Genomic DNA, 14,112 nt, shown 5'->3' with positions numbered 1-14,112 from the left:
CATCCGCGAATCACCGGCTAGCCCGGTGCGCCGAAACGGCGGCGGATCAGGAGGACTCAGCGGGCGTGACCGTCATGCCGGTCCAGCATTGATCGGCGCCCGTGGACTTCGTTGGTACACATCAACCTCCCGAACAGCGGGGTGGGACGTGTTGCTCAGACCTCCGATACGCGTGGTGCCCCTCGCCCCGAGGAGGTCTGGTTCTCGGGGGGTGATCAGGGCAGGTGCCACGCGGGTCTTTAGAGCCGATGGCGTGTCCCCCTACGGGGTGTGGGGCCCGGTTGTGACGCGGGCCCGGTCTCAGTCGGCTGATCTCCACTCGCCACCGGCCGGAGCTGTCACGGCCGTCGTGCTGCGGTGGATCACTCTGTTCAGTTCTCAAGCAACAGGCGCTTCCTTCGTACTCACCCTTGCGGGCTTTCCTCGGGGCTACGCACCCCCTGACCTGCGCTATTAGGCACAGCTCACCCGCTCAAGCCTGACTTACCTGGCTAGCCCGGTGGGCACGAGAACAACGTAGCCAGCCTGGATAGCCACGTCAATACATGGCTATCCAGGCTGTCCAAATAGTCATGTTGGCCGTAGCATCGAGGGCATGACCTTCGTGCTTGAGCCTCTGGATCCGGACGACGACCGACCGCCGTACGAGCAGGTGGCCCGCAGTCTCGGCGCGGCGATCCGCACCAGGAAGCTGGGCCCCGGGGAGAAGCTGCCGTCGCACGCGAAGCTGACGGAGCACTATGGGTTCGCCCGCGCCACGATCCAGCGCGCGATTCGGGACCTGGAGGACGAAGGCCTGGTCGTCTCACGCAAGGGCAGTGGGGTCTTCGTCCGGAGCCGAACAGAGCGGCCGGCGGGTCTGCGGCCCTACGTCGAGCAGGCCTTTGCCAGCCGACACGTGACCATCGACTTCGCCGGGTTCTCCAGCGAGACCCTGCACGGTGCCCTGCAAGAGCCGCTCGACAAGATTCGCACCGGGCGACTCACCCCGTCGAGCATCCGGATCCGGATCCTCGTTCCCGACATGGGCGTTCCTCAGGCCGCGCCCGTACGTCGTGAGGACTGTGCAGACGATCCGCGACTGCGGTCGCGCATGCACGACATCATGATCGGCTACACACGCAGCATCGCGGACTCGATCAGCGAGCTTGAGCACCTCGGCCTTGTGCAGGAGGGCAGCGTGAGCGTGCGGGTCCACAGCGGCACGCAGTTCTTCAAGCTCTACGTGATCAACAAGGCCGACGCGTTCTTCGGCTACTACCCGATCCGGCCGAACAAGGTGATCGCGCAGGGGGAAGCCATCGAGATCTACGACCTCGTGGGCAAGGACACGATCCTGTTCCACCACTCCGTGAACGAGGGTGACTCGTCCAGTGGCGCTCAGCAGGTGGAGCAGGCGCAGATGTGGTTCGACAGCGTGTGGGAGACGATCGGAAGGGACTACGACTCGGATGCCCTCTGACAACCTGGCTGGCCTGCTGGCCGACTGCGACGCCATCCTCTTCGACTTCGACGGCCCCATCTGCCACGTCTTCCGAGGACTCCCTGCCCCCGGCGTGGCCCACGAACTCGCGGACGTGCTGGCCGGACTGGTCCCGGAGTTGGAGCGCCCTGCGCGTACGACGGACGACCCGATGGAGGTACACCGACTTTCAGCGCAGGGCGGAGAGGCCGCCCTCGCGGCTGTAGAGGCGGCTCTGACCCAGGCGGAAGTCAGGGCGGTCGGAGTAGCCGGGCCGCCCATTGAGGGCGCCGCTGAGGCCATGAAGGCGGCGCGAGAGTCGGGGCGACGCGTGGCTATCGTGAGCAACAACTCGGCCGAGTGCGTCCGCGCCTACCTGTCGTCGAACGGTCTCCTCGGCATGGTCGATGGGGTGGTCGGCCGTCCCGTGCTGAGGCCGGACCTCATGAAGCCTTCACCGCACCCCGTGCTCGAAGCAGCCTCGCTGCTGGGGGCCGCTCCAGAGCGGACCGTCCTGATCGGGGACTCTGTGACCGACATCGAAGCGGCCCGAGCTGCGACGTCCAAAAGCATCGGTTTTGCCAACAAGCCAGCGAAGGAGCTGCCACTGACGGACGCCGGTGCGGACGTGGTCGTTCTCGGGATGACCAGCGTTGCGCAGGCCCTGCTGGAGCTGACCGAACACAGGCCATAGGGGTGGCGTTCCCTGGCGCCTCTGGATCGTCCGCAGCGATGAAGGAAAGGATTGAGCCATCATGGGTCGGCCGTTATCGCATCACAAAAAAGCACACGAAACTCGAATCACAAGAAAGGCACTGCTCATCGCGCACTCAGCACCCTGACGCAGAGCGCCGGAACGTGCACTTCTTGGTGGCTACTTCTCTCCCGTTCGCTACGGTTTCGAGCACCTTGCGGCCGACCAAACCCTGAATGACTGGTATGGTGCGGGGGCCCCAGCATGCTGACCGGTTACTCCTGTTCATGGAATAGCAAGGTGGACAATGGGAATGATGGATTCTCGCGCGCGAGCGCTCCTTATCGCCCTGTCTGTCGGAACTGTGTGCATCGCTACCTCGACAGCTCCAGCCAACGCACAGATCCCCAGCGGCTCGGCGCACCAGTTATCCATCCACCGCACCAGCAGTGTGTTGTATCGATTCCCTGACGGGTCCACGCAAGTCGTCTCCTCAATTGTCGCGACGGCGTTGGATAGGTCATTCAATGGCAGTAGCGTCAGTGCCGCATACTCTGGCTCTGGACTTTCGGTTCCGGGAATTCCGACAAGCCTGACAGGCCTGAGAACTGGCGATGTGGCCGTTTGGCGATACATTTCGACACTCGTAGTCGTGAAAAGTGGCACCGTAAATATAATCGTCAGCGGAGTTCTGAGACCCTTCAGTAGCGGCACCTATAGCGGATTCGCAGGATTTCATCATCCTGCATAAGCGAGCGGGGCGGGATCACCCTCGCTTGGCCCGGTCGTGACGACGACGCGCTCGCGTGATGTCCTGCTGGCGCCAGTGTCACTTCGATGTCGTCGCTCCATGAACAGACCTCCACCCAGGACAGGTAGCCGCCCTAGGTGAAGACCAGGGCACTCGTCGGCTTCGGCGACGAGCTGCGCTTCGGCCGCCACGACCGTGCTGGGGCCTCAATCTCCGGCGCCGCGGTCGGCTGCCAGGCCAAAGTCGGCTCGGCCTGCTCGATGGCGGCCGGCGCCCTCGCGAGGCCTTTGGCGGCACCTCTGAGCAGGTCGAGAACGCCGTCGAGATCGGCATGGAGCACAACCTCGGCGTTTGGCGGGGGTCAAGGCTGTCACGGTGCGAGTCTGGCCACGCGTGGCGACGACAGAAGGTATCCGTCAACACTGCTCCCCCTCACGCCGCTTGCCTGTCGAGGACGGCGAACGCACCGGGCCAAATTGCGAGTTGAGCGGGAAGACATCGTGCAAGATGGGCGGGTGAGTCCGGCCGGTCATCGCAGGGGGAGACGACGTGGCAACCTCGAAGCCCAGTCGAGTGCTGATCGACCAGACGATGCTGTGTGAGGCAGCGCGGCTCCTGTTGGGCGCTGACGCGCCCGAGATGGAGATGGGGATGCGTCTGCCGCTGGCGAGGACGCCTGACACGGCCGAGCGTCTGGTCCACTTGGCGACGCTGCTTGACGCGCTGCTGCTCTACGACGAGCTCTACGTCCTCGACGCGCAGCTTCCACACGACGCCGACACACTGCCCCTGCGACAAGTCCTGCTCGACCGTCGCATCCTCCGACCTGTCGACACCCACGCTCTCTCAGCGAACATCGCAGACGAACTCACCGGGTTCCTGCGCGACGCGGAAACCTTCCAGGAGCCCTGGAACCCACACGAACTCGCGTCCGGAGAAGACGTGGCCAACAGTGTCCGCCTCCTGCTCGCCCACCCGGACGAGTCCGGAGAATCCACGAATCCTCGTGGCCGGGGGATCGCTTCGCTCATGCGCGGCGAGGTGGAGGGTAATCTCTCCGCCGGCTGCATCCGGTCCTCGCGCCCCGAGCTCCAGTCCGATCCGTTGCGCACGCTCGGCTGGACCATGCTCAACAATATCGGCTACTTCCACAGCGGCGCGATATACGGAGGCGTTTCGCAGCTGCGCACCTTCGCCTACTGGCGCGTCTCCGCCCATCTCCGCATTCCGTTCCTGCCGTCCCTCCACCGGCTACCGGCCTACCACCTCATCACGGATCACGTGCGCCGCACCGTCCAGGACCGCGTCTACGAGGTCGTCGCCGACTCCTTCCGTACGACCGTGGACGAGGTGTACGAGGACGAGAACCCGGCCCCGCTGTACCTGCCGCCCGCGCTGGCTCTCTTCCTCAACCACCTCCGCGCACACGGCGACATCGCCATGGCCGTGGACGACTTGCGCCACCAGCACCGCAAACTCCGTCGGGCCTTGGCCGAGCTCCAGCAGTCTCTTGAGTCCGGCTCGACCCTGGGCGACGCCAAGGCCGCCCGTCATCGACTCAACGCGGCTCTGGACGCCCTGCGCGGCGACCTCGACCCGCACGACCAAGCCGCGGCCGGCACGGTGGACCAGCTCATCGACATCGTGCCCGGCGTGGTCAACGCGGCCGCCAATCCGCTCGACGTGGGCGGCTACGCCGAGGCGCTGGTCGCCCGTCCGGCCGAGTTGATCCGCTCCTGGTGGCTGCGGCGCCCCGTTCGGTCCGCCATCAGACTGAGCTCTCGGCTGGACAACCTGAGTCGATACCATCGCCTCCTCGGGGAAGCCACGGGCCAGCATGTCGACCCGGGCGATTTCGAGCACCTACGCCAGGAATACGGTGCCGCCCTGACCCTCTACGGTGGGGACAGTCGGCTTCCCGCCGCGACTCCGATTCCCTCCGCGACTCCGAGTCCGACGGCAGAACCTCCGGAAGAGGAAGCCCCGCCTTGGTTCGCCTAGGTCGTGTCCGATGGGTCGCGTGACGCTCCTGCTGGGGACTCCTTCCGTGGGGCATGGGGCGGGGAGATCCTTCGGGTGAAGAGTGGGCTCGTCTGGAGCCGCACTTGCGGTTGAGACTTCGAACACCTCCCCAACGGCACGGGGCCTTGTGCGTTGCGGCCCTCACCTCAACCTCACCGGCGTCACCCGATCAGTGGCCACTCTGGAAACGCTCAGTGATCGGGGCGGCTCATGTCCTCCCACCGGACTTCTCCGCGGCGCGGTCCCGGCAGCTCAATCCCGCGCAGCGGATCATCCTCGGGATGGTGGAAGACGCAGTCGCGCGCCCACTGGACAGTCGCATTGTTAAATGAGCGGGCAAGCAGTGCGTTCCCCGAAACGATGCGGTCAGCCTGAGGGCTAGTACCAGGTGGGCCGATGAACAACCCTGCGCGGCGGGCCAGCGGGAAGTAGAGGCCGCCGGGCGACATAAGGCCGGCGGCAGTTCGTAGCGTGGCGTTCTCGTCGGGTAGTACCACGACTGGGACGTCAGATGTGGCGAGCGCCTTCAGTTTGAAGTCGACGATAGTCCAGGACCGATTGCACAGCGTTCCTGCCCCTTCGGGCAAGGCATCGCCCACCATCGAGGCACCGTGCATCAGCGGAATGTCCAAGTCTTCGAACTCCACCGGCGTCAAGCCAAAGACGTCGGGCAGCTGTGCGACCAAGCTCTCGAATTGGTCCCGCGCCACCGGCACACGAAGGAACTGGAACGCGATGAACATAGCGAGGGTCAGCCGCTCGTCGGCCGGAAGGGGCCACACGCGCTTCTGCGGGTTGATCAGTCTGAGCAGGGGCTGCGCCGCGTGCCCTTCAATCTTGGTGGCCATCTCCTCGACGTACAGGGTCTCTTCACCACCGACGGTAAAGCGGTGGAAGTGATTCTCCGCTGCGATGGTGTTGATCCGGGCTGCATACGAGGTTTGCTGCTCAAGCCGCACGACCTGCGCTCGGTTGTCCGCGTCCGCGAAGTTCCGCAGGTACATCTGCGGAACGTAGTGGTGCTTCTTGGGCTTGCTCACCGGCACATGGTGACACCCATGTTGCGGCTCGGCGACCGAAATCTCCGCAGTACCGTCGTCGCTCCGTCGAGGCTGGTCCCGGCGCCGCCGCCGGGACCACTCTGACGGCAGCCTGTGACGGCAACGCCGGTGCACCTGAGGGGCAAGACACGCCCTCCGACGCATGTCGTAACGCTTGAGACGCCATTGGTGGCCGTTGTCCACCAATGGCCACCGCTTAAGAGACGTTCTCCGTGCAGCTTTCGGGTCGTGTCAACTGAGGGCGCCTGGAAGCCACTTCCTGCACAACAAGAAGCGATCGACCTTCTCGGACCTCAAGACAGTGTCGAGCTGAGTCAGGCATGCGAAGCGCAAGGCCTGGGGAGGGTGCCCAGCGGGGCAACCGTGTCTAGTTCAGGAGGGGCCTTGTCGAAGGACCGTGCGGATTTGGAGCACGAGGAACAGATTGTCTGGACCGAGGACGTGGGTGGCTTCGACTACGTGCGCCAGACCGTAGCTCGCTTGTCCACGACCCGGCGGAAGCCGGTGGGGTGGCACGGGACGGGCCGGCGGGTGGGCTACTCCGTGCTCAAGTCGGATGCCCCGAGCGGAGACACGACTGGCAGGTTCGTCCGCCGGGTGTTCTGGGTGAAGGACTACGACCGATCCGAGCAGCCCGACGGTACGTACAAGACGTCCGCACCCAGTGAGGCCGTCGACCCGCGGACGGTCGCGCCGGGAGTCTGGGGCGAGCTGACCGAGCGCGCCTGGGGCGGCCCGCTGCCCGGCTGAACGGGCATCCGGGGCGGACCACCACGATGACGGCTGCCGGTGCAGTCGAGAAGAGACCACCGCCGCGCGCGGTGGTCTCTTCTGCGTTGCGGGCTGAGTCGCGATCTGAGGCGCGATGAGTCGCGATGCCCTCCTTGGGGGCACCCCCTCTGACCTGCACTGAGACGCGATGAGTCGCTTGAGTCACGATAATTCAGAAACTAGATTGAACATGCTCTACCAGCGCCCGGAATCAAGCCCTCCGGTGGATGCGCGGGGAAGGCTCCGGGAGAGCGCATGAGAGAGCAACGAAGTCCCTGGTCAGCGGCCTAGGGTCGCTGCTGCGGCCAAGTCCCTTCTAAGCACTTGGCCGCAGGTTCGAGTCCTGCCGGGGGCGCACGACGAAAGACCCTCCTTCGGGAGGGTCTTTTCGCTGTTCAGCGTGGGTGTCGCGGTCGGCGGCGGGTCACCACTGGGCGACGAGTGGCGTGTCCGGTCCGTGCTCCCGCCAGGCTTCGGTGAGGCGGACGAGGCGGGCGGGGGCGGCGATGCCGCGCACGGTTGCGATCCTGCCGCCCGCGATGTCGAACGTCACGGCGCCGATGACCCGGTCGGCGAGGACGAACAGGATGGCGGGGGCGCCGTTGACGACCGCGTAGTGGATGGCCGGTGTGCCGCCGGCCAGTCGCCGCTTCGCCGGTGTGGGCTTGAAGCCGGCCCGTACGACAGCGGCGATGCGCTGCGGAGTGTCGAACCGCAGCAGCTTCTCGGCCGTGCCGCCTGCGCCGTCCGAGATCGCGGTCGCGTCGTCGGTGAGCAGTGCCACCAGCCGCTCGGTGCGACCCGAGGCGGCGGCGGCGAGGAACTCCTCGACGATCCTGCGGGCGGATGCCGGGTCGACTTCGCCGTCGCCGCGGCGCGCGGCGGTGATGCGGCGCCGGGCCCGGTGGAGGTGCTGCTGGCTTGCGGATTCGGTGATGTCGAGGATCTCGGCGATCTCGGCGTGACCGTAGGAGAACGCCTCGCGCAGGACGTAGACGGCCCGCTCGTGGGGGGACAGGCGCTCCATGAGCGTCAGCAGGGCCAGGGAGACCGATTCGCGCTGCACGAACGTGTCGGCCGGGCCGAGCAGCACATCGCCGTCGAGGAGCGGTTCGGGCATCCAGGCGCCGGCGGTGCGTTCGCGGCGGGCCTGTGCCGAGCGGAGCCGGTCCAGGCACAGGTTGGTGACGACCTTGGTCAGCCACGCCTCCGGCACCTTGATGCGCTGCCGGTCCGCGGCCTGCCAGTGCAGGAACGCGTCCTGCACCGCGTCTTCGGCGTCGGTGGCGGAGCCCAGCAGCCGGTACGCAAGCGAGGCCAGCCTGTTCCGGCTCGCCTCGAACCGGCCGGTGTCGAAGCGATCGATGGCGGAGCTGTCCATGCGGACCACCCTAAGTGGTGTGGCGGAAGGCTCGCCTCGGGGCATTCGCCCTGCGGGGGTGGGGTGTTGCGCGCCGGGTCGGTGGGCGAGGAGGGGGTCAGACCGTCGCGTGCGCGGTCGGCTGCGCGGCCGCGTCTTCGACGGTGGCGGTAGGGGCGTCGGCGGCCGGTCCGGCGCCGCGCGGGTCGTCGGCCGGCAGTGGGGCGAGGTCGCGGGCGGCGACCGCGGCGTCGAGTGGCTCAAGATCGCGACGCCGCGACCCGGCGGCTACGCGACCGCCTTCTCGGCGGCGGACGTCTTCGGCGCGGCGGCCAGGTGGTGCTTGCGCTTGGGCAGGCCGAAGGTCGGGTGCGCGGTGGCCCACAGCGACATCCTGACGATGCCCGCCTTGATCCGGGCCGCCTTCCGGCCGCCCATGAACTTCGGCTTCGCCTGTCCTTCGTCGTCGACCAACTGCAGGATGCCGTCCTGCCGCCCGAGGCTGATGTGGTTGCCCGGGTACTCCAGCCTGGTGTTCGCGATCTTGCCGCCGGTCAGGCGTCCGACGATCGCGTCCACGGCCTGCCGGCCGGTGTAGCCGGCCGAGGCGCACGACATCGGCAGCGGTCGGCCGTTTTCGCCGATGACGTAGCCGCTGTCGCCGACGGCGTAGACGTCGGGGTGCGAGACCGACCGCATGGTGCGATCGACCACGATCCGACCGTTCTCGGTGACCTCGAGCCCGCCGGCGGCGGCGATGGAGCTGACCGTGAACCCGGCCGTCCATACCGTCGCGTCGGCCGCCAGAGCGGTGCCGTCGGCGCACAGCACCCGCGTCGCTTCGACGGCTTCGACACTGGTGTGCTCCAGGACGGTGACGCCCAGCCGGTCGCAGGCCTGGCGCAGGTGGCCGCGGGCTCCGGCGGAGAGGTGGGCGCCCAGCTCTCCGCGGGCGACCAGCGCCACCGACAGACCGGGGCGGGATTCGGCGATCTCGGTGGCGGTCTCGATGCCGGTCAACCCGTCGCCGACGACCAGCACGTTCACGCCTTCGCCCCGCTTCTCCAGGCCGTCCAGACGCTCGCGCAGGCGCAGCGCGGAGGGCCGGGCGGCGACGTCGAAGGCGTGCTCGGCCACGCCGGGGACGCCGCGGTCGTCCCCGTGGCTGCCGAGCGCGTAGACAAGCGTGTCGTAGGCGAGTTCGCCGCCGCCGTCGGCGTCGGCCACGGCGACGATCCGGCGCTCGGGGTCGACGGCCGTGACACGGGCCAGGCGCAGCCGTACCCCCGTGCCGGCGAAGACGTCGGTGAGCGGGGGAGCCTCGATCTCCTGGCCGGCCGCGAGCTGGTGCAGCCGCAGCCGCTGAACGAAGTCCGGCTCGGCGTTGACCACGGTGACCTCGGTGCCCTCCGGGGACAGCCGACGGGCCAGGGTCCCGGCCGCGTAGGCCCCGGCATAGCCGGCGCCGAGGACGACGATGCGGTGCTTCATGATGGTGCTCCTGTCGGTTCGCTTGGCTCTCGGTGACTTGAGCGGGACAGCGCCCCGATTCCTGACACGCGCCACGCGTGACGTGGGTCACATTCGTCGCGGGTGGTTCGAGCGACCTGAAGTCGGCCCGGGTCATCAGCGGGTAGACGCCGGCGAGTGACGGCGGGCCCGTACGAGCGACTGCCGAGCGCTTGGCCACACCGCGGAGGAGAGATCATCATGTGGGGATGCCTGAGAACCCATCCTCTGCAGCACCGGCCGCAGTCCGGCTCCCCCGGTACACGAAAGCGGATCAGGACGAGATTCTCGGCGGCGGCGACGACCCCTTCGGCGTCGCCGCGGCCGGCTTGACCTGGCTGCCCAAGGAAGAGCACTTCGGTGTCAGGTACGGCGAGCGGCTTGTGGCCCACGCCGGACTGCTACGGCTGCCTGTTGCGATCGGTGGCGCCGAGACGGAGGTGGTGGGCGTCGGCGGAGTGGCCGTCGCACCCGACATGCGCGGTCATGGCCTGGCTCGGCTCGTCGTCGCAGCGGCACTCGACCACGCGCGCACGATGGGCCCTCGGCACGCGCTCCTGTTCTGCCGGCCTCCCCTCGTGCCGCTGTACCAGCGCCTCGGGTGGCAGCCGCTCGACCAGGACGTACTCGTCGAACAGCCCGAGACCCGCGTGGTGACCATGCCGCTGCGGACCATGGTGACGCCCCTGCGCGACGACGCGTACTGGCCCGCGGAGCCGGTGCGACTCCTCTCCCTCCCGATGTGATGGACGCGATCGCCGTCACGGCACGGAGAGGCGGTGTCGGGTCGGGTGGACTATTCCTTCGGCAGCCGTGCCATGTCGGAGACCGGGCCGAGGTGGCCGAGCTTGTCGGGGTTGGACACGGAGTGGATCGCCCGGATCACACCGTCGACGATGTCGAGTTCGACCACATTGACCACCCTGCCCTCAAGGTCGTACGTCACGGCGCCCGGGCGGCTGTTGACCCAGGCCGGACGGAGGTCGGCACCGAGGCTCCGGATCCGGCGGAACCCGCCGACGAGCAGCTGCCCGACGCGCTGCGGCTCGGCCACCGGGTTCCTGGTCGCGCGCGCCTTGCCGCCGCCGTCCCCGTAGTACACGACGTCGGGTGCGAGCATGCCGAGCAGCGCGTCCAGGTCGCCGCCTTCGGCCGCCTCGAAGAACCTGCGGGCGAGTCCCTCGCCCTCGGCCCGCTGGGCGGGGGGCGGCGCGCTGTCCGCGTCCGGCCCGGCCGCGGCGATGCGCTTCTTGGCGCGGGCGAAGATCTGGCGGCAGTTCGCCTCGGACTTCCCGGTGGTCCTCGCCACGTCCGGGTAGTCGTACGCGAAGACCTCGCGCAGCATGAACACCGCCCGTTCCACCGGTGAGAGCGCCTCCAGCAGGACGAGGAAGGCCATGGACAGCGAGTCGGCCAGCTCGGCGTGCTCGACCGGTCCCGGCCGGTCGTCGGTCACGACGACCGGTTCGGGCAGCCAGTTCCCCACATAGGTCTCCCGCCGTACCCGTGCCGAGTTCAGGTGGTTGATTCCCAACCGCGTCACGGCCGTGGTCAGGTACGCCTTCGGTGTGGAGATCGCGGTACCCGCCTGGTGCGCCCGGGTCAGGCCGAGGAAGGCGTCCTGGACGAGGTCCTCGGCGTCGCCCACCGACCCGGTCATCCCGTAGGCGATGGAGAACATCAGCGGTCGATAGCCGGCTACGTCCGTCACATCCGTCGTTCCCGACGCTCCCGGCAACGGGACCCTCTCCTTCAACTCGCTTACGGCAATGCCCAGTCCGAGCACGCCGCCCCGCCTGCTCAATCCAAGATCCACAGGACGCCCAGAGGGTATCCGAGGGACCCGGCGGCCGCCGCCGGGCCGCCGCCGCGCGACGGTGAGACGCACGTCACATCAGCCCCTGTCACAGGCTGCCGGGGTGCCCTGTCTTAGAGGGCACCAGCGAACAGCAGGAACAAGGAGTGCACGATGAACGCTCGACTGAACTTCATGACCAGCCCCGTCGCAGCCAAGGCCATGAAGCACATCATCGCCGCGAGCAGGGCGCTCGCGGAGTCGACCGTTCCCGCTTCCACCCGGGAACTGGTGATGCTCCGCGCCAGCCAGATCAACGGCTGCTCCGGATGCATCGACATGCACACCAAGGACGCCGCGCACGCCGGTGAGAGCGCGGTACGGCTCAACCTGGTCGTGGCGTGGCGGGAGGCCACGGTGTTCACCGACGCCGAACGCGCCGCCCTGGAGCTGGCCGAAGAGGGCACCCGCATCGCCGACACGGCCGGCGGGGTCTCGGACGCCGTCTGGGCGAACGCGGCCAAGTACTACGACGACGACCAGCTCGCCGACCTGGTGGCCCAGATCGCCATCATCAACGCCTTCAACCGCGGCAACGTCATGATCCAGCAGCCCGCGGGCGACTACCAGCCCGGCCTGCACGGCTGACCAACCGCCCGCCGCCCCCTGGTTCCGCGAGCCGACACCACGCAAGGACACATCCCATGAACCTCGCCCTGTGGATCATCACCGGACTTCTCGCCGCCGCCTACCTGCTCGGCGGCGCCTTCAAGGTGATCACGCCGAAGGAGAAGATCGCCGCGAGCGGCGCCAGTGCCCGCTGGACCGAGGACTTCAGCGCCGGCGGCATCAAGACCATCGGAGCCCTCGAGGTGCTGGCCGCGGTGGGCCTGGTCCTGCCCGCCCTGCTCGGCACAGCGCCGATTCTGGTCCCGCTGGCGGCTCTCGGCCTGGTACTGATGATGGCCGGCGCGGCGATCGTCCGCATACGGCGCCACGAGACCACATACATGGTGGTGGACCTGGCCTACCTCGCCCTGGCCGCCTTCGTGGTGTGGGGCCGCTTCGGCCCCGAGTCCTTCACGGCCTGACCGGGACATTGTCCGGCCACACCCCGCTGCGTTCAGCCGGTGCGCGCAGCGGGGCCGATCGGACGACCCTCCTTCGGGAGGGTCTTTTTGCTGGTCGGGGGTGCGTGTCAGGGTCGCTTCGGCGGCGGCCAGGTGCGGGGGTAGGGCACTCGGAGTGTTTCGGCCGGGGACGGGGTGTGGGGGGTGGTGGCGTGCAGGCGGCCGTCTCGCAGGGCGATCGCGCCGGCTCGCGTCATGGTCGTGATCAGTTCGGTGGCCAGTGACTCGGGAGTCGTGTCCAGGAGCCGGGCGGCGTCGGTGAGCCAGGTTCGGGCGTGGAGGTACGGCTCGGCCTCGGCCGCCGGGATGCCTCCGCGGATCATCAGGGCGAAGGCGAAGATCCGCCGGGCGCCGTACCGGACGGCGCCGTCCGGGTCGTCGACCAGTCGCTGCGCGCGGCGCACGGCCGCGGCGAACGCGGCCTCGGGGTCGGTGGGGATCGGGCCGTGGGAGGGGAGGATCACCCGGGGGGCGAGGTCGGCCATCCGCTTGAGGGAGGCGAGCGCGGTGGTGGCCGCGTCGAGGCCGTCGAGAGCGAGGTTCACCCAGCCGACGTCGTAGTCCGACAGCGCGTCCCCGACCACGAGCAGGCGTTCGTCCGGCTGCCACAGGGCCAGATGGCCCGGCGTGTGGCCAGGGGTGCGTACGACTTCCCAGTCCGTGTCGCCGAGGCGGAGGACCTGACCGTCGTCGAGGGAGACGTCGACCGTGTACGGGGCCACGGGCTGGTCGAGGTACTCGGCGGCGCAACAGCCGGGGTCCCGGCGGGAGATGGCCTCCGCCTCCGGGGCCCCGGCCGCTATCGCGGCGCCCTGGGCCTGGAGGAGGGCGTTGCCGCCGACGTGGTCGGAGTGCCAGTGGGTGTTCACGACCAGGCCGATGGCCGTCCCGGCTTGGGCACGGGCCCAGGCGGCGGTCTCCTCGGCGTGGCCCACGAAGCCGGTGTCGATCAGGGCCGGTTGACGTCCGTGGAGCAGCAGGGTGTTGGCGTCGGGGAAGGGGCGCTGCCACCAGGTCGCCCAGCGCGGCAGCGCGGGGGTGGGGTGCCGGCTCACCGCTCGGGCCTGTTCACGCGGATGAGGGTCTGCTGGCCGTTGGCGACGAGCTTCCGCTCGCCGCCGGACTGGACGCCGTACACCTCCAACTGGCAGACGGTCAGGGTGCGTCCGTATTTCACCACGGTGCCGATCGCCTCGATGTGGGCGCCCGCCGCGGGCGCGAGGAGGTTGATCTTGTACTCGACGGTGAGAACCTCGGAGTCCTCGTCGAAGAGGGTGAGTGCCGCGTAGCCGCCGGCGCTGTCCGCGATGGCGCTGGTGGCGCCGGCGTGGACGTAGCCGCGCTGTTGGGTCACCTCGGGGCGGGCCGGGAGCACGATGCGTACGCGGCCCGGGCCGATGTGGGCGAGGTGCGCGCCGAGGTGGGTCATCAGGCCCTGGCGATCGAAGCTGGTCTGGACGCGCTTCCGGATCGCGGGGCCTGCCTCCTGTTCCCCCTGTGTCTCGTCTTCCACGTACGTACTCTCCTTCGCGCCCGTCTGTCGAGTGGAGTCGTGTG

The 14,112-nt window shown here is 68.4% G+C and carries 13 protein-coding genes and 1 pseudogene; 8 read left to right on the top strand and 6 right to left on the bottom strand.

Annotation, left to right across the window (positions count from 1 at the left end; all coding sequences use genetic code 11):
* Positions 1 to 595: 595 nt before the first annotated feature.
* The 4 genes and pseudogenes from OG357_RS25625 (at position 596) to OG357_RS25610 (ending at position 4,908) form a co-directional block, all read left to right on the top strand.
* Positions 596 to 1,462, top strand: coding sequence for a winged helix-turn-helix domain-containing protein (locus OG357_RS25625; RefSeq protein WP_329623383.1), 867 nt, complete (start codon positions 596 to 598; stop codon positions 1,460 to 1,462).
* Entirely contained in the window at positions 1,452 to 2,156 is a 705-nt protein-coding gene (locus OG357_RS25620; RefSeq protein ID WP_329623382.1) for an HAD family hydrolase, read from the top strand. Before OG357_RS25625 ends, OG357_RS25620 begins: the two co-directional genes overlap by 11 nt.
* Before the next feature lie 945 nt (positions 2,157 to 3,101).
* Positions 3,102 to 3,259: pseudogene (locus OG357_RS25615) on the top strand (L-serine ammonia-lyase, iron-sulfur-dependent, subunit alpha); the annotation flags it as partial.
* Between the two features lie 221 nt (positions 3,260 to 3,480).
* Positions 3,481 to 4,908, top strand: a complete 1,428-nt coding sequence (locus tag OG357_RS25610; protein WP_329623381.1) for a hypothetical protein — start codon at positions 3,481 to 3,483, stop codon at positions 4,906 to 4,908.
* A gap of 212 nt (positions 4,909 to 5,120) precedes the next feature.
* Here the strand turns inward: OG357_RS25610 and OG357_RS25605 are convergent, their stop codons facing one another.
* Positions 5,121 to 5,969 (bottom strand): DUF4238 domain-containing protein, encoded by an 849-nt coding sequence (locus OG357_RS25605; protein ID WP_329623380.1) that lies wholly within the window; start codon positions 5,967 to 5,969, stop codon positions 5,121 to 5,123.
* 405 nt (positions 5,970 to 6,374) lie between these two features.
* On the opposite strand from OG357_RS25605, the gene OG357_RS25600 reads away from it, so the two are divergent.
* Positions 6,375 to 6,740, top strand: coding sequence for a DUF6009 family protein (locus OG357_RS25600; RefSeq protein WP_329623379.1), 366 nt, complete (start codon positions 6,375 to 6,377; stop codon positions 6,738 to 6,740).
* A gap of 445 nt (positions 6,741 to 7,185) precedes the next feature.
* Here the strand turns inward: OG357_RS25600 and OG357_RS25595 are convergent, their stop codons facing one another.
* Positions 7,186 to 8,142, bottom strand: a complete 957-nt coding sequence (locus OG357_RS25595; RefSeq protein WP_329623378.1) for a sigma-70 family RNA polymerase sigma factor — start codon at positions 8,140 to 8,142, stop codon at positions 7,186 to 7,188.
* Positions 8,143 to 8,409: 267 nt separating this feature from the next.
* On the bottom strand, positions 8,410 to 9,612 hold the full coding sequence (locus OG357_RS25590) for an NAD(P)/FAD-dependent oxidoreductase (RefSeq protein ID WP_329623377.1): 1,203 nt from the start codon (positions 9,610 to 9,612) through the stop codon (positions 8,410 to 8,412).
* Positions 9,613 to 9,839: 227 nt separating this feature from the next.
* On the opposite strand from OG357_RS25590, the gene OG357_RS25585 reads away from it, so the two are divergent.
* The gene (locus tag OG357_RS25585; protein WP_329623376.1) at positions 9,840 to 10,376 is read left to right on the top strand and encodes a GNAT family N-acetyltransferase; all 537 of its coding nucleotides are present in this window, start codon (positions 9,840 to 9,842) and stop codon (positions 10,374 to 10,376) included.
* 50 nt (positions 10,377 to 10,426) lie between these two features.
* On the opposite strand, the gene sigJ is transcribed toward OG357_RS25585, so the two are convergent.
* Entirely contained in the window at positions 10,427 to 11,341 is a 915-nt protein-coding gene (gene sigJ, locus OG357_RS25580) for an RNA polymerase sigma factor SigJ (RefSeq protein ID WP_329623375.1), read from the bottom strand.
* Positions 11,342 to 11,599: 258 nt separating this feature from the next.
* Here sigJ and OG357_RS25575 point away from each other — a divergent pair, with 258 nt between their 5' ends.
* A complete protein-coding gene (locus tag OG357_RS25575; RefSeq protein ID WP_329623374.1) occupies positions 11,600 to 12,073 on the top strand; it encodes a carboxymuconolactone decarboxylase family protein in 474 nt (157 codons plus the stop codon).
* A gap of 56 nt (positions 12,074 to 12,129) precedes the next feature.
* Positions 12,130 to 12,516 carry a DoxX family protein gene (locus OG357_RS25570; RefSeq protein ID WP_329623373.1) on the top strand — a complete coding sequence of 129 codons (387 nt, stop codon included), beginning with the start codon at positions 12,130 to 12,132 and terminating at the stop codon, positions 12,514 to 12,516.
* A 107-nt stretch (positions 12,517 to 12,623) separates the two neighbouring features.
* Here OG357_RS25570 and OG357_RS25565 read toward each other — a convergent pair whose 3' ends face one another.
* Together OG357_RS25565 and OG357_RS25560 are read right to left on the bottom strand one after the other, a co-directional pair.
* Positions 12,624 to 13,610: an MBL fold metallo-hydrolase gene (locus tag OG357_RS25565; protein WP_329623372.1), complete on the bottom strand. Its 987-nt coding sequence runs from the start codon at positions 13,608 to 13,610 to the stop codon at positions 12,624 to 12,626.
* Positions 13,607 to 14,068 carry a PaaI family thioesterase gene (locus OG357_RS25560; RefSeq protein ID WP_329623371.1) on the bottom strand — a complete coding sequence of 154 codons (462 nt, stop codon included), beginning with the start codon at positions 14,066 to 14,068 and terminating at the stop codon, positions 13,607 to 13,609. The genes OG357_RS25565 and OG357_RS25560 overlap by 4 nt, the downstream gene beginning before the upstream one ends.
* Positions 14,069 to 14,112 lie beyond the last annotated feature (44 nt).

This window comes from Streptomyces sp. NBC_01255, assembly GCF_036226445.1.
In the GTDB taxonomy this organism is placed as follows: Bacteria; Actinomycetota; Actinomycetes; order Streptomycetales; family Streptomycetaceae; genus Streptomyces.
The sequence above is the reverse complement of the archived record's forward strand: the minus strand, read 5'-3'. Positions and strand labels throughout refer to the sequence as shown.

Coding starts and splice junctions, on each gene's coding strand:
- OG357_RS25625 (WP_329623383.1), top strand. CDS start 596: ATGACCTTCGTGCTTGAGCCTCTGGATCCGGACGACGACCGACCGCCG.
- OG357_RS25620 (WP_329623382.1), top strand. CDS start 1,452: ATGCCCTCTGACAACCTGGCTGGCCTGCTGGCCGACTGCGACGCCATC.
- OG357_RS25595 (WP_329623378.1), bottom strand. CDS start 8,142: ATGGACAGCTCCGCCATCGATCGCTTCGACACCGGCCGGTTCGAGGCG.
- OG357_RS25590 (WP_329623377.1), bottom strand. CDS start 9,612: ATGAAGCACCGCATCGTCGTCCTCGGCGCCGGCTATGCCGGGGCCTAC.
- OG357_RS25585 (WP_329623376.1), top strand. CDS start 9,840: ATGCCTGAGAACCCATCCTCTGCAGCACCGGCCGCAGTCCGGCTCCCC.
- OG357_RS25575 (WP_329623374.1), top strand. CDS start 11,600: ATGAACGCTCGACTGAACTTCATGACCAGCCCCGTCGCAGCCAAGGCC.
- OG357_RS25570 (WP_329623373.1), top strand. CDS start 12,130: ATGAACCTCGCCCTGTGGATCATCACCGGACTTCTCGCCGCCGCCTAC.